At 34.2% G+C, this 21,483-nt stretch carries 30 protein-coding genes; 15 read left to right on the top strand and 15 right to left on the bottom strand.

The window, feature by feature from the left end; all coding sequences use genetic code 11:
• The 13 genes from QUF93_RS00345 to QUF93_RS00285 form a co-directional block, all read right to left on the bottom strand.
• Positions 1-638 (bottom strand): M23 family metallopeptidase (locus QUF93_RS00345; RefSeq protein WP_289375083.1); only part of this gene is annotated, 638 nt, incomplete at its 3' end.
• A gap of 155 nt (positions 639-793) precedes the next feature.
• On the bottom strand, positions 794-1,774 hold the full coding sequence (locus QUF93_RS00340) for a lysozyme family protein (protein WP_289375082.1): 981 nt from the start codon (positions 1,772-1,774) through the stop codon (positions 794-796).
• Between the two features lie 239 nt (positions 1,775-2,013).
• The gene (locus tag QUF93_RS00335) at positions 2,014-2,400 is read right to left on the bottom strand and encodes a DUF1492 domain-containing protein (RefSeq protein WP_289375081.1); all 387 of its coding nucleotides are present in this window, start codon (positions 2,398-2,400) and stop codon (positions 2,014-2,016) included.
• 158 nt (positions 2,401-2,558) lie between these two features.
• Positions 2,559-2,864 carry a hypothetical protein gene (locus QUF93_RS00330; protein WP_289375079.1) on the bottom strand — a complete coding sequence of 102 codons (306 nt, stop codon included), beginning with the start codon at positions 2,862-2,864 and terminating at the stop codon, positions 2,559-2,561.
• 15 nt (positions 2,865-2,879) lie between these two features.
• The gene (locus tag QUF93_RS00325) at positions 2,880-3,146 is read right to left on the bottom strand and encodes a hypothetical protein (protein WP_289375078.1); all 267 of its coding nucleotides are present in this window, start codon (positions 3,144-3,146) and stop codon (positions 2,880-2,882) included.
• Positions 3,143-3,334 carry a hypothetical protein gene (locus QUF93_RS00320; protein WP_139872733.1) on the bottom strand — a complete coding sequence of 64 codons (192 nt, stop codon included), beginning with the start codon at positions 3,332-3,334 and terminating at the stop codon, positions 3,143-3,145. Before QUF93_RS00320 ends, QUF93_RS00325 begins: the two co-directional genes overlap by 4 nt.
• Positions 3,335-3,346: 12 nt before the next feature.
• Positions 3,347-4,105 (bottom strand): ATP-binding protein, encoded by a 759-nt coding sequence (locus tag QUF93_RS00315; RefSeq protein WP_289375084.1) that lies wholly within the window; start codon positions 4,103-4,105, stop codon positions 3,347-3,349.
• Positions 4,089-4,928 carry a putative phage replisome organizer gene (locus QUF93_RS00310; RefSeq protein ID WP_289375077.1) on the bottom strand — a complete coding sequence of 280 codons (840 nt, stop codon included), beginning with the start codon at positions 4,926-4,928 and terminating at the stop codon, positions 4,089-4,091. Before QUF93_RS00310 ends, QUF93_RS00315 begins: the two co-directional genes overlap by 17 nt.
• Positions 4,915-5,553, bottom strand: a complete 639-nt coding sequence (locus QUF93_RS00305) for a Sak single strand annealing protein (RefSeq protein ID WP_289375076.1) — start codon at positions 5,551-5,553, stop codon at positions 4,915-4,917. The genes QUF93_RS00310 and QUF93_RS00305 overlap by 14 nt, the downstream gene beginning before the upstream one ends.
• An 18-nt stretch (positions 5,554-5,571) precedes the next feature.
• Complete coding sequence (locus QUF93_RS00300) at positions 5,572-5,748, bottom strand: hypothetical protein (RefSeq protein ID WP_289375074.1); 177 nt, start codon at positions 5,746-5,748, stop codon at positions 5,572-5,574.
• A 1-nt stretch (position 5,749) separates the two neighbouring features.
• Complete coding sequence (locus tag QUF93_RS00295) at positions 5,750-5,950, bottom strand: hypothetical protein (protein ID WP_000571959.1); 201 nt, start codon at positions 5,948-5,950, stop codon at positions 5,750-5,752.
• 594 nt (positions 5,951-6,544) lie between these two features.
• Positions 6,545-7,318: a phage antirepressor gene (locus tag QUF93_RS00290; protein WP_289375072.1), complete on the bottom strand. Its 774-nt coding sequence runs from the start codon at positions 7,316-7,318 to the stop codon at positions 6,545-6,547.
• 84 nt (positions 7,319-7,402) lie between these two features.
• Complete coding sequence (locus QUF93_RS00285; protein WP_016100193.1) at positions 7,403-7,597, bottom strand: type II toxin-antitoxin system RelB family anti-toxin; 195 nt, start codon at positions 7,595-7,597, stop codon at positions 7,403-7,405.
• 192 nt (positions 7,598-7,789) lie between these two features.
• Between QUF93_RS00285 and QUF93_RS00280 the strand changes: the two genes are divergently transcribed.
• On the top strand, positions 7,790-8,149 hold the full coding sequence (locus tag QUF93_RS00280) for a helix-turn-helix domain-containing protein (protein ID WP_289375071.1): 360 nt from the start codon (positions 7,790-7,792) through the stop codon (positions 8,147-8,149).
• A 10-nt stretch (positions 8,150-8,159) separates the two neighbouring features.
• Here QUF93_RS00280 and QUF93_RS00275 read toward each other — a convergent pair whose 3' ends face one another.
• Positions 8,160-8,309: a hypothetical protein gene (locus QUF93_RS00275; RefSeq protein ID WP_289375069.1), complete on the bottom strand. Its 150-nt coding sequence runs from the start codon at positions 8,307-8,309 to the stop codon at positions 8,160-8,162.
• A 594-nt stretch (positions 8,310-8,903) separates the two neighbouring features.
• On the opposite strand from QUF93_RS00275, the gene QUF93_RS00270 reads away from it, so the two are divergent.
• From QUF93_RS00270 to QUF93_RS00215, 12 genes are all read left to right on the top strand, one after another.
• Positions 8,904-9,251, top strand: a complete 348-nt coding sequence (locus tag QUF93_RS00270) for a helix-turn-helix transcriptional regulator (protein WP_289375067.1) — start codon at positions 8,904-8,906, stop codon at positions 9,249-9,251.
• Between the two features lie 244 nt (positions 9,252-9,495).
• Entirely contained in the window at positions 9,496-10,011 is a 516-nt protein-coding gene (locus QUF93_RS00265) for an excalibur calcium-binding domain-containing protein (protein ID WP_289375065.1), read from the top strand.
• Positions 10,012-10,067: 56 nt separating this feature from the next.
• Positions 10,068-10,727, top strand: a complete 660-nt coding sequence (locus tag QUF93_RS00260; protein WP_289375063.1) for a class D sortase, LPxTATN-specific — start codon at positions 10,068-10,070, stop codon at positions 10,725-10,727.
• Positions 10,728-10,848: 121 nt separating this feature from the next.
• Positions 10,849-11,313 (top strand): stress protein, encoded by a 465-nt coding sequence (locus QUF93_RS00255; protein ID WP_243515628.1) that lies wholly within the window; start codon positions 10,849-10,851, stop codon positions 11,311-11,313.
• A 184-nt stretch (positions 11,314-11,497) separates the two neighbouring features.
• Positions 11,498-12,070, top strand: coding sequence for a hypothetical protein (locus tag QUF93_RS00250; protein ID WP_289375060.1), 573 nt, complete (start codon positions 11,498-11,500; stop codon positions 12,068-12,070).
• A 141-nt stretch (positions 12,071-12,211) separates the two neighbouring features.
• Positions 12,212-12,862: a hypothetical protein gene (locus QUF93_RS00245; RefSeq protein ID WP_289375058.1), complete on the top strand. Its 651-nt coding sequence runs from the start codon at positions 12,212-12,214 to the stop codon at positions 12,860-12,862.
• A gap of 198 nt (positions 12,863-13,060) precedes the next feature.
• A complete protein-coding gene (locus QUF93_RS00240) occupies positions 13,061-13,591 on the top strand; it encodes a DUF4352 domain-containing protein (protein WP_289375057.1) in 531 nt (176 codons plus the stop codon).
• A gap of 12 nt (positions 13,592-13,603) precedes the next feature.
• Positions 13,604-13,948, top strand: coding sequence for a DUF4064 domain-containing protein (locus QUF93_RS00235; RefSeq protein WP_289375055.1), 345 nt, complete (start codon positions 13,604-13,606; stop codon positions 13,946-13,948).
• 1,102 nt (positions 13,949-15,050) lie between these two features.
• Positions 15,051-15,605 carry a GNAT family N-acetyltransferase gene (locus QUF93_RS00230; protein WP_289375053.1) on the top strand — a complete coding sequence of 185 codons (555 nt, stop codon included), beginning with the start codon at positions 15,051-15,053 and terminating at the stop codon, positions 15,603-15,605.
• 841 nt (positions 15,606-16,446) lie between these two features.
• A complete protein-coding gene (locus tag QUF93_RS00225) occupies positions 16,447-16,581 on the top strand; it encodes a hypothetical protein (RefSeq protein ID WP_255266617.1) in 135 nt (44 codons plus the stop codon).
• Positions 16,582-16,898: 317 nt separating this feature from the next.
• On the top strand, positions 16,899-17,255 hold the full coding sequence (locus tag QUF93_RS00220) for a hypothetical protein (RefSeq protein ID WP_016100266.1): 357 nt from the start codon (positions 16,899-16,901) through the stop codon (positions 17,253-17,255).
• 137 nt (positions 17,256-17,392) lie between these two features.
• Positions 17,393-17,653 carry a hypothetical protein gene (locus QUF93_RS00215; protein ID WP_289375048.1) on the top strand — a complete coding sequence of 87 codons (261 nt, stop codon included), beginning with the start codon at positions 17,393-17,395 and terminating at the stop codon, positions 17,651-17,653.
• A gap of 111 nt (positions 17,654-17,764) precedes the next feature.
• Here the strand turns inward: QUF93_RS00215 and QUF93_RS00210 are convergent, their stop codons facing one another.
• Complete coding sequence (locus QUF93_RS00210; protein ID WP_289375047.1) at positions 17,765-19,114, bottom strand: hypothetical protein; 1,350 nt, start codon at positions 19,112-19,114, stop codon at positions 17,765-17,767.
• A gap of 1,000 nt (positions 19,115-20,114) precedes the next feature.
• Between QUF93_RS00210 and QUF93_RS00205 the strand changes: the two genes are divergently transcribed.
• On the top strand, positions 20,115-20,291 hold the full coding sequence (locus QUF93_RS00205; protein WP_289375045.1) for a hypothetical protein: 177 nt from the start codon (positions 20,115-20,117) through the stop codon (positions 20,289-20,291).
• Between the two features lie 369 nt (positions 20,292-20,660).
• A complete protein-coding gene (locus tag QUF93_RS00200) occupies positions 20,661-21,482 on the top strand; it encodes a ParA family protein (protein ID WP_088059830.1) in 822 nt (273 codons plus the stop codon).
• The last annotated feature ends 1 nt before the right edge of the window (position 21,483 follow it).

Genomic DNA, 21,483 nt, shown 5'->3' with positions numbered 1-21,483 from the left:
TTCGCCCATGCCTGCCAACCTAAGCACAGCATATTTTCATTACCACCATACCAAGCACCATCTATAATTAAATATGGAGTCTTGGTATTGATTACGTGGCCAGTGAACCAAGCATCTTTATTACCACTACTATATAAATTAATGCCCCAACCTTCTGGATACTTAGACGTAGCGATTCCAACACCTTTTGGCTGTACCGGTTTATCGGAAGGATCAGTTGTGCTACCACCGTCTCCTTTCCCCAAGTAGTCTAACGGATTAACAGCATTACTCTTACTAGCGTTCCAGCGTCCTTTATGCACTTCAAAATGTAAGTGTTGGCCTTCAGACTGCCCCGTGTTCCCCATAACTCCAATTGTTTGTCCTTGTGTAACATAATCGCCTTCTTTAACCGTCCGAGAGCCGCTACGCATATGAGCGTATACAGTCTCCCATGTAACTCCATCAATTGTATGCACAATCATAATACATTCACCATAACTTGATGAGAAATAAGAACGACTAACTTGCCCGCTAGCCGCTGCATAAATTGGATGATAACCCGACTCAGCCAAGTCTATTCCATGATGATCTGGTCTGCTACCTCTAAAACCACTTGTTACTCGCGTTGTATCTGTTGGATAAATAAATTTTGCCATATTAATCTTCCTTTCTATTTTTGCGCAATATAAAAAGGCACTTAGATGAGTACCTTAATTCATTGTTATTTCGATGTATTATAGATTTCCAATATCTAATTCTCATATCTCCAGATTACATGAGTATGATCAAAAGAATGAGAAACTCTCCGTCATTACCTTACATTAAAATGTTCTTCTTTTACCCATGTATTTTGTCCAATATCAATATAACCATCTTTTCTTGCATAAATTCCATAAGGGGCAGATCCATCCACATTACCTTTCCATTCACCATTTGGTGCCTTATATGTGTTAATACCATAACCTGCCGGATATTTTGAGTAAGCATAGAACCATTGCACATCAAAGTGTTCTTGCTTCGCCCATGCCTGCCAACCTAAGCACAGCATATTTTCATTACCACCATACCAAGCACCATCTATAATTAAATATGGAGTCTTGGTATTGATTACGTGGCCAGTGAACCAAGCATCTTTATTACCACTACTATATAAATTAATGCCCCAACCTTCTGGATACTTAGACGTAGCGATTCCAACACCTTTAGGTTGTACCGGTTTATTGCCACCAGTTCCTCCATCAAAATTCACATATTGCTTAACAATTTCAGAGTAGAAAAAATTCCCTCCATTTTTATATCGATAACCACCATTGTATGCCACTGCGATAGGCTGACTATATCGAACCATAGCACCAGTTGTATTTCCAAGAGATGGTGCAACAACCGTTTTAGAATACAAATCTGCCACTGGTAATGAATGTTGTTTATTGTTAGAAGCTAACCAGCGAAGATAAGCTCGTCCAAAATTATATGATTGAACAATGGCACTTAAATCCGTAATACCATTCTTTTTTGCATCATCAAAAGCTCCTTTTAAATGCTTTACTCCGTAATAAACTGAATCCTTAGGATTTTTAATTGTATTCATTGGCCATCCTTGTGATTCACTTGACTGCATAATATCAGGTGTTGTTTCAGAATTCCCTCCACTTTCCACCATAATAATTCCAAGCACATAAGGCACTAACTCAGATACACCTTGTGCAGCACATTCACTTTCTACCATTGTCTGCCATCGTAATACTTGTTGCGGCAGATTCTTTGTCGTAACTGAAGCAGCTAATATACTCATTACTAAACATCTCCTTATTTTCCTATTATTTTTGTCTAAAAAACTACTAAATTACTAAGTACACCCAACAACTAAATGCCCATCTTTCCATAAAATTACTTAATGACACTCACCTTCTTTCACAACAAAAAGAGCAACCATAAAAATAGTTGCCCTTTTTGTCAAAATCTTATATTACTACTATAAATCATTTTTTCAATGCTTTCTGTACACCACATGTAACCTACATAAAGGTAACATTAAAATTCATCTAGAAACTTGACAATCTTTTTTATTTCAGCATGCTTACGTCGGATATAGCCTGTACTATAATGCAAATCAAAAGCTATTTGTTCTAAAGTCATTCCGTCCACATATTTCATTTTTAGTATTCGATTTTCTAATCCGGTAAACTTACTAATCAAATACTTTAAATCGTACTTAGCATTCATTTTATGAGCTAATTCATATTCAATTGCTTCAATATGTCCTTCTACTTTCGCACCGTTCGATTCAGCAGTTAAACGAACATCCCGTAAATCACCACTAATCCAACGTTTTAATTCAGCTTTTGTTTTATCTAAATTGTAGTCCAAATAAGCAATATCCTCTTCTAATTTCTGATAATCTTTCATCCAGTCAAACAAATGATGATTCACCTACTTTCTATATAAAAAACAACAAATCTCATAAAACATGTTTATTTTTTTCGTTCTAAGACGTTTTACCATCCTCAAGACCAATGACATTCAGAAAGAAAAACAACTTCAAACTACAACTCTTCAACGAAGTTTGTGAATATTTGTTAACTCTTTCTGCTCTCGTCATAGCGATTCCCTTGCTTCCCTGGTAGCTTCGTTGCTGCTAGATGATAAGACCAACCGCACTTTAATCGACTATAAAATGTGTAACGTGATATACCGTTACGTTCCGCCATATGCATCCATTCACCATGTTTTCTATCGAAATCCATTTTCTTTTTCCCGATCCGTTGTGTTATCGCTCTTTCGATATTCCAGTCATAGCGGTATACTCTCTCCTGAAGTCTTTGTCTGCTAATACCATTCACTTTAGCTTGCTCATAATGTTCATCTAAGATAAAGAAGTTCATTGCCATGCCCCTTTCTTAATCCAATGCCATAATTTCAGCTAACGTTCTATCTGAAATGTAAGTGTTGATAATCTGAATCCGACCATATTTATCTTTAGCCATTCCTACGGCTTCGCTTTCTGATTTTGCTTCAAACCAACGAAGTTTCCATTTGTCATCTTTGTCGTAAAACTCTACTGAGTACGTTATGACGCTTGTAACACATTGCAAAAACTTATCAGACGTGCTCTTTGCTGCATACTCAAAACTTCCAACCACATCCTCAAGTGTTAATTGCTTCATGCTACTGTCTCGGCTTTCTCACGCATTTGTAATTGATGGATTGCTTTTAACCTCGTCATAACGGCATGACGTCTTCTATCCACTTCTTCAGGTGTCCGATTCCCCGCTTCGCAAATACATGGTGCGAATTGGTACATACCCATTCCCATATCATTTCTAATTACTCCAGTTCCTTCACATACACACATCTTAATTCCCCCTTAGAATGGTAATGCTTTTCTTCTATAATCCTTTGTATCTTTAAAAACAATTGCTCTAAAGTTATTGAATATACGTGATACAATCCGTTCGTCATATGCGCCCTCTAAACGCTCTCCAGTAAGGTTTGTCGTGAAGATAGTAGATTTACCTTGCCTTCCATCGAAAACATCGAATAACACTCTATTAATGAAGTTTGTAGCTTTTGTATTAGCATCTAATGCGCCTAACTCTGCCCCTAAATCATCAACTATCAATACATCTGCTCTTACTAATGTCCGAATGATTGAATCCTCAGTTAAGGAGGAATCTTTATTGAACGTACTTTTAATCTTCCTTAGCAATTCGCCAACTGTGACGAAGACAACTGATATCCCTGCTCCTGCAAGCTGATCTGCAATGGCATAAGCAAGATGTGTTTTCCCCGCTCCGCAATTACCGGCCATAATTGTATTGAACACTTTCCTATTGAGATAATCCGTTGCGATGATCTTTGCTAGTTCAAGGTTCTTCGCTCCTTCCTCGCTAGTAGGTTGGTAGTTATCAAAATTAGCTTTCTTAATATTGCTATCAGCAATCATGCTTTGTTGATGGAATAAGAATTTCTTCTCATTCGCCTTATCCGCATCGTATTTCGCTTGTTCTTGTTCCTGGAGCTTCTTACTTTCGTTTTCAAGGAAGCATCGAGGGCATACAACTTGTCCGCTGAATTTCATCTTATTCATGCCATGCGTATCACAAACATCAGAATCCATAGTCATATTCACCTTTTTGGCTATATCGGTTGGTATTGCTGCCGCCGCTCTCTGCATTGTTCTTCGCTCCTTTTTTTGGTTGTTGATTCAAGTATTCTTCAAATTTATTACCGAATAACGTTGATGGTCTTAAATACTGGTTATACTCTTCATCTGTTAACCAGTGAGAAGCCTTAATTTCTATTACTTTTTTAAAGTCATCTACATTAAAACCTTGATTGAATCTCGCCTTAATTAGATCTTTAGTTTTTTTAGTTGATGAACGATAGGAAGTGGAACATGTGTCGTTGAGATAGGTAACTATCTCGACTATATGTTTATTAATATCTTTATCTCTTTCTTCTAGTTCTAATTCTTTTTCTTCTTCTTTGTCCGTTTCATTTGCGTTACCATCTTCGTTACCTGTAACGTTACATCCGTTACCTTCGTTTAAAAGACTAAGTTTTTTTCGTTCGCGGTATGCTGCTACCCGTTTTTTTGTGTCTTCACGAATCTTATCTAATCCATTTAAACTCTGATGTTTGCCCCAATTCGAGACACTGATAAAATGATTATCATCAACCTCTATCATTCCGAACTGTTTAAACGTTTGTAGGGCAAGCCGGACAACTGCTATCGGTCTATTAAATATTGTTGCAAGCATATCTTCGGTATACGGAATGTTTTCATTTAAGAAAATGTAACCATTGGTATTTGTTTTTCCTGCTTGAGCCAGTAATTTAATCCAGATAATCAGTAATGTGTCTGCTTCCGGCATACTTTCAATCAATCGAATTTTTTCATCTTCAAACATATTAGTAGTTAACTTGATCCATTTAACATCTGCCATACTCAATCGCCTTCGCTTTCACTTCTTGTTCTCCGTTTTCAGCAGTTTCTTTTTCGGCCTGTTTAACCCATTTTGTCGATTTCTTAAGTACTTCCTCAGCTTGTTTTAATGTCAATTCGCCAACTTCCTTGATACTTAAGTGGCCTTTGATCGTATCTTCATCTACTTTTCGAAGAGCAGCTAACTTTTTAATATTTAATTTAATTGCACCGACTTGTTGAGAAGTAATCATTACCTCTTGAATCTCCGGTAAATCTTCACCTGCATAGATGTATAATCCCAAACCGTGAAGCGCAATCGCTTTTACTAAGCAGCGTTGGATACTCGTATTAATATCGAAACTGTTTGGCTCCGCAATCGGTTTATTTTGATTGTTAAGTATTGGATGAATCTGACTTAGTGGTAATCCCTGTACAGTTACCTCAACTTCTACAAAGTAACCGCAATCCGTTTTAAGGTAAGGAACGCCATCGAATCGCTTAACTTCCCATGTAGCTGCTGGATCTACTTCACGAAGCTTTTTTACCGCCCATGCCCATGATAAGTAGCTAAAGCGTCCTTTCTTTTCAACGTGTTCCGAACAATCTATTTGAGCTAATTTAGAAAAGTAATTTTCAGCTGTCATATCAATCTCCCTCTCTTTTTAAAATGGTGCTACTTCTGCTTGTTTACTAGCTTCATACACTTCCATAAGTGCCTGTAATCCGTATTCATAAGCCACAAGCATTGATGCAGCATTAGGTTCTTTACTTTGCTTATATTTTTCAACTAAACTCTTCATAATTTGAATTTCAGCTTCAATTTTATTTTGTAGGCCCATCTTATTCACCCGCTACTTTCTTTGTAGAATGAGACTCTACATATTGTTTGATGCATTCGGTTTCAGTGTGTAAGTAATCCCCATCAAAATCTAAGCAACTTTCTCCAAAATAGATTTCTCCATTACAACCGCAACAAGTTTCAATGAAGTCTCTAGCTGATGAATCATGATGATTTCCCATTAACATGCCGTTTTCAATCATTTCCACATTCCTCCTTATTTACTGTAGGAGAAAACATCTGGTATAATGTAAGTAAGTAAGTTAATAAGTGTGTTTTCTCCAAACCGTCTTAGGGGTAAGGCGGTTTTTTATTTTGTTTTAATGATTTTGAGCATCGGAATATCCAGGAACCCATTTGCTAGGTGGGGGCTATCGTTAGATCCCTGAATATTCCGACAAAAAAGAGCTTGTCTGTGTTCATAAATTTGTAACATCTATATATAAAGTTCATATAAATTACGTGTTACACTTTGTACATTCCAAAAAGTTCTTATAGAATCGACAACTCGATGATCTTAGTACTGCCCTGCATCCCCTGCAGGGCTTCCCTCATTTAGCTAGAGTTATATACTTGTATGTTTCCTCAACCTTATCTGCGCTGTCGTGTACCTCTCTAGCTCTCAAATCCTTTATGATCCACAAGATTTTCTTTCGTTCGTATTCATCTCGCTGCTGTTTATTTGTCATCTTCAAGCCATCCTGCTCTCTTTGCTGCAACATCTATTCGGTGCACTAAGTATGTCGATAAACATATAGCTATCGCGACAATTATCAAGGATAGTGAGCTTTCCATCTCTAAACCGCCTCCTGATTAAGAAACTTATTAATGAAGTAAAGCTGACCTTTCCCTGTAACTTTTGGTGTGAATGATGTTACGAATTCACCTTCGCTATTTGTTCTTACGAATTCTTGTGACTCGAATAGTCCTAAATCCATTGAATACTGAGTAGGCGTGTTGTACATGCTTCCTCTTTTCTTGCAAAGATAGCCGTTTTCTCTCAACCATTCGAAGAGTCTGTTTTGACCTATGTCTATTCCTTTTTGCTTCATTAGAATCGCTAACTGCTTTATGCTGATTAGATTCGTTGAGACTTGGATTGCTTGAGCGAATGTTACTAAAGATTGTTGCTGCAATACTTTGCGTTCAGCTTCAATGCGCTTCGCTTGTTCTTCTTTTAAGTTAGTGAGAAGGCCGATCATGAAGTCTGGATTAGTTACCGCTTGTTCTAGTACTTGATCTGTCATGTATGCACCATGTTTTCTAATAGAAGGAAGCACTTCACTGGTTACCCACCTTTTGAATGCTTTTGCTTGTGGTTTACGACTTGTCATGATTAATGAGTAAAGACCGCTTTCGTTGATGATGTTTGTTTCCTGTTGTCTTCCTAGGGAATCAGTGACCTTCATACTATGAAGCTCATCTTCATCTAATCGACTAAGTGATCTAGTTGCATTTACGATTTCTAGCACATCACACACATCTTTCGCCACAAACCAAACATCTTCACCTTGTACTACTGTCCGGACTTGTCCGAACTCTTCATTGTTGAAAACTTGTAATTGTTTCATTTCCTTTCCCCCTTTATCGTATTAGGTCAAGTTCGAACGCTTAACGTGACCTCAGGTCAAGTTTGATTCATTTAAAAAATGACCTCATCCTACTAAGTCATCCATTGTTGTTGATAAAGCATTAGCTATTTTTTTTAATGTTTCAACCTTAGTTGATTTAACACCCAATTCTACCTTAGAAACCATACTTTCACTGATTTCTGAGAGTTCAGCTAGTTGCTTTTGTGTCAGTTTTTTGTTTATCCGAAGCTCTTTTATATAACTTCCTTTTACCTTCATCGGTTTCACCTCTCGATTACATTTTCATTGTACACTCAATGTGACCTCAGGTCAAGTTTTTGTTCCTTTTTTTATTTTTAAAACCAAGAAATGGACTGTTGGTCAAGTTTTATGTAGAATATATATTATAGTCAATGTAAAATAAAAGTATTGTAAATTCACATAAAATAGTTTTTAAAGGGGATTGAGATTATGTTACCTACGCTATCCATTAGAATAAAAAAAATCAGGAAAGAGCGAAAATGGTCTCAAAAAGAATTAGGTGAAAAAGTAGATGTTAGTGAATCTTTCATTTCAAAAGTAGAATCTGGTAAGAAACAACCCTCACGGGAAGTAACAGCAAAAATTGCAGAAGTATTAAATGTAACTACAGACTACTTACTAGGAAGATCCGAAGATCCTGATCTTAATGAGCAAGAAAATAATATTGTTACTGAAGAAGGAAAGAACATAATGGCTTTAATTGAAAGTCTTCCAGAAGATGAGAGAAAGAAAGCTTGGGAACAGTTAGAGATGTATGTTACTTATATGCAAAATAAAAAGAATGGTTAATCCAAGAAGACTACTCAATGTAACAGTCTTCTTTTTTATGTATTTGGTTTTTCTTATAAGATTCGTCTAGACATATTTTTAAAATATCTTCTGCTTTAATTGGTGCCCCATGTTTCAAACCCAATTTTACCGCTTCCCTCACTAATTGCTCTTTTTTCATATCTACTTCCCCCTATATTCTCTTTAATATATGTAGACTTTCTTAAAATGAAGAGCTTTTGTCGCTTTGGATTAAAAACTCTCCATTTCCTTTAGAGCAGAAATGACACTATCGATTTGATAGTGTCAATTGGAAAGCGGTGATAGAAAAACAAACTACAGTAGCAATTGTCAAAATGGCTTTACTAAACTTACCTTTCAAATACTTCACCAACTTTTATGTATAATTTATCTATATCGTTTTAAGACTGTTTTCGGTAGAATACTGCGGAAAATTCTTGATTGTTCTCTGTATTCTCTTCCCTCTTCTTCACCTTTTGCTATCTCCATGTAGTATAGTTGAAAACTATTTAATCTACCATTTTTGAGAGATTTTAAAAATCCTTATATAACAGTTTTCCTTGAATTTCATAGAAAGAAGTATGCATTTTTACAGTCTTTCTTTTAAAACCCTCTATATGAATATTTTACCACAAAAACCGAACTTTTGTTCCTTTTATTTTTCATAAACAGAAATACGACCTAAATATAATAAAAAAAGTCAGAATAACTACCAATTATGGTATAGTAATAGAGTGATTATTATACTCAAAATATGAAAACTACAGTTGGCCAAAACATTAAAAATTTCAGAAAGTCTTTCGGTTTAACGCAAGAACAATTATCTGATAGAACAGGGTTGTCACGTGGACAAATCAAAAATTGGGAAGTAAATCGCCATGAACCTGATCTTGAAAGTTTGAAAGTACTTGCATCGTTTTTTAATACCTCCATAGACCGTCTCCTTAGCTTCGAAGACAAGAAGGAAGATGCATTACTAGAGTTACTATTCAATGATGTCCAACGGGCTTATGAGGAGCTTGATGGACGTCAGCAAGGGCGCTTTGCTAAGCAGGTATCTTTGTATGTCAAAATGTTACGCGATAACAAAGACATACTATGATTTAATTTTAGAAGAAATCATTTCCATTTGCTAGAGGAAAAATTTTACCATTCCTTCCAGTGAGAGCTTTGGCTCTCTTTTTTTATTTTCATTCGACATGATATGACAATATAATAATTAATAATTTGTTATTATCATTTGGAAATCTTACATTTAACAACAAATTATTGCTTTATTTTTAATTTTTTTTGAATGTAAAATATTTCAATGTAACTACATATCATTTGGGAAGAGGGAGAAATTCATGAAAAAACTATTAGCTTCAGCAACAGCGTTCACACTATTAACAGTTGGGTACAGTTCTGCTGCATTTGCAGAAAAAAATCCAAACGACAAGAATTGCGATCACTTTAAAAACAAACAAGAGGTTATGGAATTCTGGCACAGCAATGGCTACAGCGCAACTAACGATCCCCATGATTTAGATCGTGACAATGATGGCTTACCTTGTGAAGTGAAAAAAGGAGATTACGATCAATTTTTAGCTAGTAAACAAACTACTAAAAAAGAACCTGTAAAACAAGAGAATTCAAATCAAAACAACCAAGCAACAAACAATAAACAAGAACAAACTAAGACACAAACAACTGCAAAAGAAACAAAGAAAAATACTAATACAGTTGTGAAAAAAGAAACAAAAAAACAAGGTGAAAAATTACCTAATACAGCATCAAACGGTGTTACAATGATGTTAGCAAGCTTAGGTTTAGCATTAGCTGGATCTGTATTAATGTTCCGTCGTAAAAAGACAAACGCATAAAATAGTTCCTTAAAACGGCAGGAGAAATCCTGTCGTTTTCAAATGGAGTGATAAAAATGAATAAAAAACAATGGATAGGCTTATTTTTAATTGTTATTGGACTTACTATCTTTTCCTATTATTTTCTAGAATGGTATGGTGCTAGACAATCAGCAGAGTCGCTAACGACTAACGAAGCGAAGCACTATGAGACCTCCACACCTTCTAAAGAAAATGAAACAACAAACATCAATCAAATAGAGACAAAGACTGAGACTTCATTACAACCTGAAGAACCTGTACAAATTCCCGCTTCAAAGGTAAACCATCAATTAGGAGATAAAGTAGCATATTTAATTATCCCTAAAATACAAAAGAAATACTCTGTATATTGGGGAGCTGACGATAAAGTACTGAAAAAGGGTGTAGGTATGTTTGTTAGTGATCTAACTACTACACCATCTGGAAATGGACATACGGTACTAAGTGGACATAGAGATACCGTTTTTACCGAGCTTGGTCAACTAAAGGAAAACGACCAACTTATCGTGGAATATGAAAATAAAACATATACATATAGAATTAACAAGCATTGGATAACGGATTCAGAAGATCGAACAGTTATTGTAGACAAAAGTGAGCCAACATTAACATTAACAACTTGTTATCCTTTTGACTATATAGGAGACGCTCCAGATCGATACATAATTGAATCATCTCTACTCTCCACTCGTTGAAGATGGGAGCTTCGGCTCTCTTTTTTTATTTGCATTCGACAAAATATGACAAGACAGTTGTAACTGGATTTGTTATGATTTCTATAAATCTTACAACTTGAATGTACGGAGGAAAGAAAAAATGAAACGAAAATTACTTACAGCATTAACTTGTAGCGCATTACTTATGGGGATGGCTGCTTGTAGTTCAAATGAAAAAACTGCGACTGAATCAAAACCAAAGCAAGAAGCGAAAAAGCCTGAACCAATTACTACAACTTCACTTATTAACGAGTTTAAAAAAGCTGGATTAGAAGCTGAAAATGCTACGGATCTACCACAAAAAGAATTTGGAAACATGCGTAAAGATGGGAAACGTATCCTAGTTCCTGCACTTGGTCAGGATAACGGTGGCCGTTTATTTGAATTTAGTAAGAAAGAAGATTTAGAAAAAGCTAAGAAGTACTATGATGATTTGAGTAACTCAAATCCAATACTTTTCTCACATACATACGCTAAAGGGAATTTCCTTTTACAAATGAATGGTGATATGAAAGATGAAGAGTTTAATAAATATAAAGAGGTTATGGATAAAACTATTAAGTAGGTTAATGAATCCGCTTTCATTTTCTAAAAACTGTTATTTTATCACAGTTGGATGGGAGTCCAATACATATTATTAAAATTAATATGGTTCAAGTCGTAGTAAGGCACCTTAGGGTGTCTTTTTTTCTACCTATAACTATTTAATTATTATATAATAATAACATTATATTTCAGGAGGAACATAAATGAACAAAAAACTAATTATTGGAATTATCGCTGTAATAGTTGTTATCAGTGCTTCCGTATCTATTTTTAAGAATTCCACATCAGAAGATATGAAACCTAAGTATTCACAAAAAGATATGGATAAAGTTACTGATCAACACTTTAATGAGCAGCAAGAATTAAAAACGCAAATCAAAGAATTGAAATCTAAAGTAACTTCCTATGAAAAAGAGCAAACTAGTTCACTTCAAAAAACGACACAACCGAGTCAAGAAACACCTAAACCGCAAGAACAACCAGAACAAGAAAAGCCTAAAAGTAATCCGCCAACTACAACTGAGTATACTCTTCAACAATTAAAAGAGGCATTCCCAGTTGGCATGGAATTTAATCAATATGTAGAGAAGAAAAAAACGATGAATGTAGATCATCCTTTTAGTATTTCTCTAAAAAAGGGCAATGTTGGAAGTGTTATTCAAGCTAAAGATGGATTATTAGTAGTATGTGTTGATGGTAACAAAATATTTGACCTGAAAACATTTGGATCAACTGATGAAGTTAAAGCATATGAACAGAGTCTACGAGGAAAATAAAATGCGGTTATTAAGCCGAGGAAGGCACCTTAGGGTGTCTTTTTTTCACTTTCATTCGACATAATATGACAATATACAGATTGATAGTTTGTTATGATAGTTCAGGAAATCTTACATTTTAGACACCGGGGGATACATATTATGAACAATAAACTATTACTCGCACTCACAAGTTGCGTGTTAATTATGGGATTAGCAGCATGCTCGCCTAACGAAACGGCAAGCACTTCTAATGAACCTAAAGCTGAAGAAAAAGCCCAGAAGGCGGAAGAAAAGGCGAAGCAAGAAGAACAGCAACGTCAAGAAGCGGAAGTTCAAAAACAGGCAGAAGAGAAAGCAAAACAAGAAGCAGAAGCTCAAAGACAGGCGGAAGAGAAAGCGAAGCAAGAACAAGCAGAAAGAGAAGAACAACAACGTCAAGAGCAGGAACAAGCCCGTAAACAACAAGCAGCACAAGCGCAAAGGCAACGTGAAGTGAAGCAACAAAAGAAAGAAGAACCTGAACTTTGCGGTTCGCCAGAAGTTGGAATAACATGTAAACACGTTCAAAAAGAATGGGAAAATGAGCAAAAGATCGAAAAAGAACTCAAAGAAAAAGAAGAACGTGAGGAAAAAGAAGGTTTAGAGTATGCAAAAAGGAAAGCACAATCATTTGAGGATAAAGAACGAGAAAAGATGAGTTGTGACGACGCGAAAAATGTTCTTGAACAATTAAAAAATGCCGAACAGAATCCAGCCACAAAAGAAAGTATTGTCAAATACCAAGAAAAAGTAAATATGTGTAGCAAGTAATAAAACAACTTAACATAGTAAAATAATATTTGGATGGGAGTCCAATACATATTATTAAAATTAAGATGATTCAAGTCGCAGGAAGGCACCTTAGGGTGTCTTTTTTTATTCTATCGACAAAATACGACAAATAGTTGTAACTGTTTCTGTTATGATGGTTTCGGAAATCTTACATTTTACATAACTGGAGGAAACATAATGTATAAAAAAATGGGTACAATTGCATTAGCTGGAGCACTTGCTTTTAGTTTGGCTGCATGTGGTGAAACAGAAGTAAAGGAAGTAAGTAAAACTGACGCTCCTAAACAAGAGGAGAAAAAGGACAAAAAAGCATCTACTGAAAACAAAGTTTATAAAATCGGGGATACAGTAGAAGTTAATGGTCTACAACTAACTTTCAGTTCAGCTAAATTCGTTGAACCAAACGAATACATCAAAGCTGAGAAAGGGAAAGTTCTAGAAATTGCGTTCAATGCTAAAAACAATGGTAAGAAAGATATATATTTCGGAACTTCTGAATTAAAAATTGCCGATGCTAACGGCAACCAATTCAAAGAGTACTTCGGTGGAGGAGATTCATTCGTAAACGAAAATATTGCACCAGGTAACCAAATCACTAACAAAATGACTTTTGACGTTCCAGAAGGTGATAAATTTATTGGTACATTCAAACCAACATTTACATTTGATGAAAAATCTGTGAAATTCGAATTCGAAGTAGCTAAATAAGGAGAAATTAAAATGAAAAGAACAACTGAATTTGTATTAGGTCTTATTGGTGGTATTTTTGGTATTATTTGTGCATTTATCGCTTTAATGATCGGCGGTATGGGAGCTGCGTTTGAAGCGGAAGGTGCAGACAGCATCATCGGTTTAGGATGGGGTGCCGTTGCTTTATCAATCTTAGGAATTGTTGGCTGTGTAGTAGTTAAAAAGAATGCTAAAGTTGGCGGTATTATGATGACAATTGCTGCTATTGGTGGATTCATCTGTATCTCTCTCGTTTACTTATTACCAGGAGTATTATTATTAATTGGTGGATTAATGGGCATCTTCCGTAAAGATAAAGCGGCTGTATCTGCTTAAAATAGGCACTCGAAAGAGTGCTTTTATTTTTTTCTCAATGACCAATATTACTTAACGTGGTAAAATAATATTGGATTGGCGTCCAATATTATTAAAATTAAGATGGTTCAAGTCGGAGGAAGGCACCTTAGGGTGTCTTTTTTCGGTAATTATATTAATGTTTTCTTTGTCATTTGTAATGCATTCAAAGAGTTTATGAGAAGTTTGATGGATATCAACAAGGACTATTCGCTAAACAATTAGCTTTATACGTCAAAATGTTACGTGATATCAAAGACATACTGTGGTTTGATTTCAGCATAAAAGAAATCATTTCCATTTACTAGAGGTAAAATTTTATATGATTTTACCAAATATGACAAGAGAGCCGATTGGCTCTCTTTTTTTATTCCTCTCCCAATTTATTGACACTGGGTGTATTACCCATTTATATACGGACAATTATCCAAGCTTTCATAGAATCAATATAATAACCAAAAGATTAATTATAATAATTAAGAGGTGATATATTTTGTATCCGTATTTAAATTGGCAATATCCTTATTCATCTTTCCATCCTTATTACACCTCGTATTCCCCATATCCATACGGTAATCCTTATTATCCTTATCACAGCTGTATGGAAAAGTGTATGGCGACAACCGGTTATGGCTATAAATATTGTCATGATTTTGTGTGTTTTCCTCAATGAACAACTAAGAGGGCTTCGCTCTCTTTTTTTATTTTCATTCGACAAAATAAATGAAGGAAAAATTGTAATTATGACAAACGGACAAGTCGAGATTAAAAACATTAGCGATATACAGAAACAAAATGAAATATAAAATGAGAAACAAAAAGGGAAAGGTTTTTTCAGTTGGTTTAAAGACTAATTTACTGATTACGTGACTGAAAAGTCCCCTCAGAAAATCTGACGGGACTTTTCTAGGTTTCTAAATACATTAACTTCTGATAACGAAAATTATGTAAATACGAAACCCCTTCAGCAAATAAACTGAAGGGGTTTTTTCTAGATACATTGAATACAGATAAGTGGGATTATATTAAACTTCACATGAATAAGATATATAATATAAAAATAAGGATTAACTGAGGTGAGAGTATGGAAAATACATATGAAATCCCCAAATTAGAAACAAAGCGTCTTTTATTAAAAAAACTAGATTTTCATGATTTAGATGATTTATTTGAAGTCTATTCGGATCTTCAAACAACTACATATGTACCTCGAGAGGTACACAAAAATAAAGATGAAACTCGTATTTTTTTAGAAAATACGATTGAAACAGTTAAGAAAGGTAAGTCCTTCATATGGTCTATTATCTTTAAGGATGATCAGAAAGTTATTGGAACCTGTGGCATTTGGAAATTATCACATAATAGTGCTTCTTTAGGAGCTGTTATTAACCCACTGTATTGGGGAAAAGGAGTTATTGTCGAAGCTTTAGAAGAACTAATAAAGTTTGGCTTTCAAGAATTAGATTTAAATCGTATTGAAGGAAGATGTGATGTAAGGAATATAGCGTCTGAACGAGTTATGCAAAAGCTAAAAATGACATATGAAGGAACATTGAGACAAAGTGCAATGATCAATGGTATGTATTGCGATTCTAAGGTATATTCTCTTTTAAAACATGAATATGATAACTTTCGATAACAGAACTTATGTAACAAGCTAGCATGGATCTAGCTTTTTCTTTTTTGATTATGGATGTCCTAAACTTTTTATTTACAGTATTTCGAATGTATACTTTTGTTATGTGTTTTGAGGATATCAAGGGAATTTAGATAAAGTCAATGATTAAGGGGTAATGAATGTAAACAAATGGTTAAAAGTTTACATTCATATTTATAATAAATAAAAAGCACTTTTTAATGTTTTAAAAGTGTTTTAACTTGATGTTGATGTGACGGAACCTCAAGTATGTAGAAATTTAAAAAAGTCCCCTAATAATATAAAGGGACTTTGCTCACACAAATGATCTGCACATCAATTCATCTTTGATATACAGATCATTTGTATGATAATTTTTATAAATAATTGCTAAATAATGAACTTACATAAATGCTTTTAAAAGTTCTTGAACTAATGGAAGTGCTGCACCTACAAATTTTAAAACTGCCATTGCGATTGCCATATTATTTCCTCCTCTTTTTTTCGTATTAAGGGATGATGATTTTTATAAATAATTGCGGAATAATGAACTTACATTACTGCTTTTAAAAGCTCTCCTACTAATGGGATGATTCCACCTAAGAATGATAAAACTGCCATTGCGATTGTCATATTATTTCCTCCTCTTTTGTTGATGCTAAGATGTGATTTATCTTTATGCTTTCATTATAGTAAGCGCTTACATTTATAGCAATACATTTCTATATGCAATATTACATATTTATACGTTTAGACAAAAATTAGACCTCTATTAGTCATTCCTTAATGGTATTATAGCGAGGTGAGAGTCTTTAAAGGTTCTCCTTAATAGGAGGAAACGGATATGGAAAGAGTGCAAGCGATTATTGACAGTAATCTGAAATTCAAGAGCTGGGTTAAACAGGTACTAGCTATAGGCGGAATGTTAGGGTTCTGCTACTTGGTATTATATGTTTTATGTTTCTTATTTGCTATGTAAATACTATATAACTACACTAGTGGAGTCTTGCCTACAGAGGTAAGGCTCTTTTGTTGTATCTGAGGTGAATTTATTTTGGAGGTACTCCAAAATATTGGGTTGATGGGTATGTGGTTCTACTTCTATCACTGAAAGTAAACTAATATTCATAAGTTTACTTTCTTTATCTATTGATAATGATAGGTTATGTAAACTTCATTTTTATTTTTAAAACAAATTGGTTAATTGATTTAGATCATTTTAATAAAGTATTGAATACTATGAAACTATAATCTATAGGTTATTAATCCTTTAATTTAGTAGGAGGTGAATTTAAAATGCCTTTCTCTACTGGTCCTATTGAAAACGTAGGAAATCAACCTACTAATGCAACTAGAGCTAGGGTTAAAATTCTCAATCGTACTGCAGGTCCACTTACTGGGGTAGTTAGATCTTTTAGACTTGACGGTACAAGAACATTAATCGAACAGATAAACTTTAATGTGGTTGCTAATGCTTCTGAATTTATAAATCTAAGTTTAGTTCACTCTACTTTGGGACAAGCGCTTCAATATGAAGTTGAAATTGTTCCTAATCAAAACGGTGGTTTATACAGTGTCTACGGAATAGCACCTGGTAATGTTATTATTACTGCACAACGTGTATTGAACTCAGAATTAACGCAGATTCTTTAGTTTTAAAAGTAAAGTGGTTCAAGTCGGAGGAAGGCACCTTTGGTTGTCTTTTTTTGTATATCGTTAAATATTCTTTCTATTCTGTTTTTATGTGATTAATGGTATGTTTTGTATATAAATATTAAGGGGGGATAGAAATGCAATTACAAAACATCGATCCAGAACTGAAAAAATTTCTTTACCAACAAATTTATGTACATAAAACCGGGTCAATCGATACTCTACTTGCAGAAGGATATATGTTTGATGCACAAGAGATTCAACAAGCGCTAGATATATTTATGAGAAGTGAACTCATAATACCCACAGTATCTACAATGCAAATAGGACAGAAAAAAGTAGATTTTATGCGTAATGATGAAAAATTTAGGGTTTTAAAAGAAAATAGTCAGCTATAAAAACAATCATTAAATAAACATGGTTCAAGTCAGAGGAAGGCATCTTAGGGTGTCTTTTCTTTATGCATTAAAAAGCCTCCATACAATGCTTGGAGGCTAAGTATACATTATTTAAGCATCATTTGTTTCAGATTTATCTTTGAAAAATTCTGCTAAAATAATTTGATGCTCTGATGCTACACTTCTAAAATCGGAAATAAACTTCGGATTCTCTTCTATGTATTTTTTAATTTTTTCGAACAAGCTCCCAAATTCAAACGTCTCAAATAGTTGATTAAGCTCTTTAACAACAACATCATCTAGTGCCTCATTATCTAAATAATAGATAATCATATGTGAAGAATCATTTGCTAAATTATAGCCACCACGTTGATTCAATTTACCGCTTTCGAATAAATTCTGTTTAATAACTTTAAATAATCCGTGTTCTCTTAAAAGCTTAGTTTGTTCCTGTTCTGGAAAAGTGAATTTGTCAAAATGATAATAAACTTTATTTATAAACCGCTTAGTTTCTTTAGAAGGAACCCATCCGTTTCGCAATACAATTGAAATCAACTCCCAATAGGAATCCGAAAGATATGTTATACGTTTAAATAATAGTTCGTTCCAAAAATTTCGAATCAACTCTTGATTATCAGCAAACTCAACAATCTTATCAGGAAACATCCCTATAAATACAGAGAAAGTATTTGTATCTGTTTCAATAAATTCTAGAAAAGCATTCCTTATATTATTATTATCAGAATAAGCTATCTTACTCCAAAATGATATTTCCATTTCATCAGAAAGAATCTCATCTAAATCTACGTAATTATCATAGATTTCTTTTAACAATTCAGGTATCTCATGGATTTTTACTACCAATGGAATTTCTTTAATCAAATAACTAACATCCGCATTTGGTTGTGTAAAATTTTTATCAAAATGTTTTTTAATTTTACTTAACAATACCTCCTTTCCTCCGTTTACAACGAATTTAGCAAGATTAGACTGAAGGAACAGCCAAAATGTTTCCACGTGACTATAACCAATAATAGTCTCTTTAGCATGAGCACATTCATTTCTCTTTTTTCTCCAGTAAGGAACTTCATCTATTAAATCATTATTAATTAAATAAACTTTATTACGCGGCACTTCTTTGGAGCCTTGTTTTGACTTCGTTTTTTCTTCAATAGTTTTTATAACTGTTTCTTCCCAAACTTTATCATTTCTTAAATCGTTTATTGTTTTCTTCCATTCTTCAATATGAATTAAATCTGGCTTTTCGCTCTTAAGTAAACGATCCCTTAAAGATTTCATAAATCCTAAGTAAGACATTAGAAATGAAGCTCGATACGCACCTACTCTATAACACTTAATAGATTCATCAAACAATATTAAGGCTTCTTCTGAAATATGCTGTTCTTTAATCCAAGTTTCAAAATACAAATTCAAAATAACAACTCCTCCATAAAATTTCACATACTATATCCGATGTGTAAAACCTAATTCTGCAATAAAGCATATTCTAACTAACCATCCCCTTATCCTCTAACAAAGTAAGTAGTAATTCCATTATTTATTCCTCTATCTTAGTGAGTAGTTCCCCCAGATCTTATACAATCCTATATTTTTCATCTTTTCTTCGTAATTAAGCTTGACTAAAGGTTTTGAGGGTTTTTATCATGTGGGAACGAATATGGAATACGGCTGGAAGGCAAATTTATCCCCTACTTTGAAAGACTACAAAAAAAGTAATCAGTCAAAATAGATGGATAAGCGTCTTTGTTTTCGCCATGCGGTCACTTATAAGGTATCCGTATGTATAGACCCTGTTCACTCAGCGATTTTCACCGCATACATCCTTTTACTATGGCTTGTCCTTGTAATATCGTCCCTACACGACAAACTGAATGTACTCCCTAGCACCGTAATGCTAACGATAACCACCCGAACCTTTTAGAGAATCGTCCCTGGGCAAGTTCTCGCCCTCCCTCACCAGAAGAACAGGATTCCAGTGAGGGGTGCTGTTTTTGTAGGCGTATACTCTGTACCCCCTGCACGACCAACAGCTAGCCACGCCGTAACACGTTCCCGCTAAATGTATGGCAGCACGGAATCACGGCTTATCAGTTTTTATTTACGTGGTTTCAGGCAATTCCACGCGAACAAAAAACAAAAAGGCATCTCAAATTCCTAAATGACCTGTACATTCACAAGACTTCTAGGTTTAGAGATGCCCGTTATATATCTTTTGGACTACAAAATAATCAAAACTAGTATTTACTAGTTGATATTTATCCAAACAATAGATAAAATGGGTATATCAAAGAAGCCTCGTGAAAAGGCATAGTTGTTTAAGGATAGTGTTGGTGCACTACTTAAACGTAAACACTGTGGGTTAATACAGTTCATTTCTAGCCAAGTGGTGGTACACTAGCTAGAAGAGTCATTCCCGTTAACGGTTGGTAGCCGTTAACATATGGGAGTGGCTTTTTTATTTTCTGTTCATATTCAATTGTTTTATATTCGTTCTATCGATCTTCATTTATGTAAAGTATCAAAATCTGTTTTGTTTTGTAGAATGATGCTTGTTGTGTATTACGTTACAACAAGCCTTATCCTTTGTAAACAGCGATTTTATGCGCTTTTTGAATAATATCCCTATTTCCCTATTTCCCTATTTCCACTTATAGATATAGGGATATTTCCCTTTTTCTAAATATCCCTATTTCCCTATTTCGTTGTTTTCCTACCTCGTTTCTGTTCTACTAAATTTCCTGTATCTTTCTCAAATCTCCCTAACTTGCAAACAAACAAAACCTTTTTAAATCAACGTTTATGTTATTAATTACTAACTCTATGATTCTATTGCATAACCAAAACATCATTGTTATAATTTCTTTAAAGATATAGAAATATCCCTATTTCTATAGTTGGAAATATCCCTATTTCCCTATTTCTATTTTTCCCTATTTCTATAAAGGGATATAGGGAAATTTTAAAAAATATAACTGGAGTGTTAAAAATGGCTATTACAATTACGGTAGGTAATTACAAAGGTGGAGTCGGTAAAACCACAAATGCTGTATTGAACTCTTATGAATTTGCTAAAAAAGGCAAGCGTACATTACTTGTTGACCTTGATCCACAAAGTAATGCAACAAAATCTTTAATGTTAACAAAATCAATCCTTAATCCTGATGAGATTGTTACTGTTGAAAAAACATTAATGAAAGGAATACAAGAGGGGAATCTGGACGGCTTAGAAGTGGAAATTATGGAGAACTTACATTTACTTCCTTCTTACGTTGATTTTCAAGACTTCGCAAAATTCCTTTATAAAAATTGTTCTTCGGAAGCTGAAGAAGATCATTACTTTAAAGGTTTGCTAGAAAAGATAAAACATAAATATGACTACATATTTATCGATGTTCCTCCAATGTCACTAGAAGTTACGAAGAACGCAGTTGTAGCTTCTGATTATGTTCTCATTGCTCTACAAACACAAGAACGTTCTCTTACTGGTGCAGAGAACTACATTAATGAACTTATCAAGTTAAAGGAACTATATGATCTTGATATTGAAGTAGTTGGTGTTCTTCCTGTCCTACTAAAAAACAACGGTAAGGTTGACGAATATATCATGGAAAATGCTCGTGAAATTTTCGGGGAAGAAAACCTATTTAAAAACATCGTCCCTCAAATGGAACGTATTAAAAGATTTGATGTGAATGGTATTACTGAAAAAGATAGACATGATATGAATGTAATTGAATTATACGAAACGATTAGTGATGAATTGTTATCTCGTATTGATATGTTTGAAAAAATGAAGGTTGGTGTGTAAT

Origin of the sequence: Bacillus hominis, assembly GCF_030348325.1 — a bacterium.
Classification (GTDB): domain Bacteria; phylum Bacillota; class Bacilli; order Bacillales; family Bacillaceae_G; genus Bacillus_A; species Bacillus_A hominis.
This window is presented reverse-complemented; position numbering and strand designations above follow the sequence as displayed.

Excerpts from the sequence above, each read along its gene's own strand:
- QUF93_RS00250 (WP_289375060.1), top strand. The coding sequence starts at position 11,498 with ATGAACAAAAAACTAATTATTGGAATTATCGCTGTAATAGTTGTTATC.
- QUF93_RS00275 (WP_289375069.1), bottom strand. The coding sequence starts at position 8,309 with ATGAAAAAAGAGCAATTAGTGAGGGAAGCGGTAAAATTGGGTTTGAAA.
- QUF93_RS00255 (WP_243515628.1), top strand. The coding sequence starts at position 10,849 with ATGAAACGAAAATTACTTACAGCATTAACTTGTAGCGCATTACTTATG.
- QUF93_RS00330 (WP_289375079.1), bottom strand. The coding sequence starts at position 2,864 with ATGAACTTCTTTATCTTAGATGAACATTATGAGCAAGCTAAAGTGAAT.
- QUF93_RS00205 (WP_289375045.1), top strand. The coding sequence starts at position 20,115 with ATGGGAGTGGCTTTTTTATTTTCTGTTCATATTCAATTGTTTTATATT.
- QUF93_RS00225 (WP_255266617.1), top strand. The coding sequence starts at position 16,447 with ATGGAAAGAGTGCAAGCGATTATTGACAGTAATCTGAAATTCAAGAGC.
- QUF93_RS00325 (WP_289375078.1), bottom strand. The coding sequence starts at position 3,146 with ATGAAGCAATTAACACTTGAGGATGTGGTTGGAAGTTTTGAGTATGCA.
- QUF93_RS00240 (WP_289375057.1), top strand. The coding sequence starts at position 13,061 with ATGTATAAAAAAATGGGTACAATTGCATTAGCTGGAGCACTTGCTTTT.
- QUF93_RS00200 (WP_088059830.1), top strand. The coding sequence starts at position 20,661 with ATGGCTATTACAATTACGGTAGGTAATTACAAAGGTGGAGTCGGTAAA.
- QUF93_RS00270 (WP_289375067.1), top strand. The coding sequence starts at position 8,904 with ATGAAAACTACAGTTGGCCAAAACATTAAAAATTTCAGAAAGTCTTTC.
- QUF93_RS00280 (WP_289375071.1), top strand. The coding sequence starts at position 7,790 with ATGTTACCTACGCTATCCATTAGAATAAAAAAAATCAGGAAAGAGCGA.
- QUF93_RS00215 (WP_289375048.1), top strand. The coding sequence starts at position 17,393 with ATGCAATTACAAAACATCGATCCAGAACTGAAAAAATTTCTTTACCAA.
- QUF93_RS00340 (WP_289375082.1), bottom strand. The coding sequence starts at position 1,774 with ATGAGTATATTAGCTGCTTCAGTTACGACAAAGAATCTGCCGCAACAA.
- QUF93_RS00245 (WP_289375058.1), top strand. The coding sequence starts at position 12,212 with ATGAACAATAAACTATTACTCGCACTCACAAGTTGCGTGTTAATTATG.
- QUF93_RS00305 (WP_289375076.1), bottom strand. The coding sequence starts at position 5,553 with ATGACAGCTGAAAATTACTTTTCTAAATTAGCTCAAATAGATTGTTCG.
- QUF93_RS00285 (WP_016100193.1), bottom strand. The coding sequence starts at position 7,597 with ATGAAGGTAAAAGGAAGTTATATAAAAGAGCTTCGGATAAACAAAAAA.
- QUF93_RS00315 (WP_289375084.1), bottom strand. The coding sequence starts at position 4,105 with ATGACTATGGATTCTGATGTTTGTGATACGCATGGCATGAATAAGATG.
- QUF93_RS00260 (WP_289375063.1), top strand. The coding sequence starts at position 10,068 with ATGAATAAAAAACAATGGATAGGCTTATTTTTAATTGTTATTGGACTT.
- QUF93_RS00295 (WP_000571959.1), bottom strand. The coding sequence starts at position 5,950 with ATGATTGAAAACGGCATGTTAATGGGAAATCATCATGATTCATCAGCT.
- QUF93_RS00300 (WP_289375074.1), bottom strand. The coding sequence starts at position 5,748 with ATGGGCCTACAAAATAAAATTGAAGCTGAAATTCAAATTATGAAGAGT.
- QUF93_RS00265 (WP_289375065.1), top strand. The coding sequence starts at position 9,496 with ATGAAAAAACTATTAGCTTCAGCAACAGCGTTCACACTATTAACAGTT.
- QUF93_RS00310 (WP_289375077.1), bottom strand. The coding sequence starts at position 4,928 with ATGGCAGATGTTAAATGGATCAAGTTAACTACTAATATGTTTGAAGAT.
- QUF93_RS00235 (WP_289375055.1), top strand. The coding sequence starts at position 13,604 with ATGAAAAGAACAACTGAATTTGTATTAGGTCTTATTGGTGGTATTTTT.
- QUF93_RS00290 (WP_289375072.1), bottom strand. The coding sequence starts at position 7,318 with ATGAAACAATTACAAGTTTTCAACAATGAAGAGTTCGGACAAGTCCGG.
- QUF93_RS00230 (WP_289375053.1), top strand. The coding sequence starts at position 15,051 with ATGGAAAATACATATGAAATCCCCAAATTAGAAACAAAGCGTCTTTTA.
- QUF93_RS00320 (WP_139872733.1), bottom strand. The coding sequence starts at position 3,334 with ATGTGTGTATGTGAAGGAACTGGAGTAATTAGAAATGATATGGGAATG.
- QUF93_RS00220 (WP_016100266.1), top strand. The coding sequence starts at position 16,899 with ATGCCTTTCTCTACTGGTCCTATTGAAAACGTAGGAAATCAACCTACT.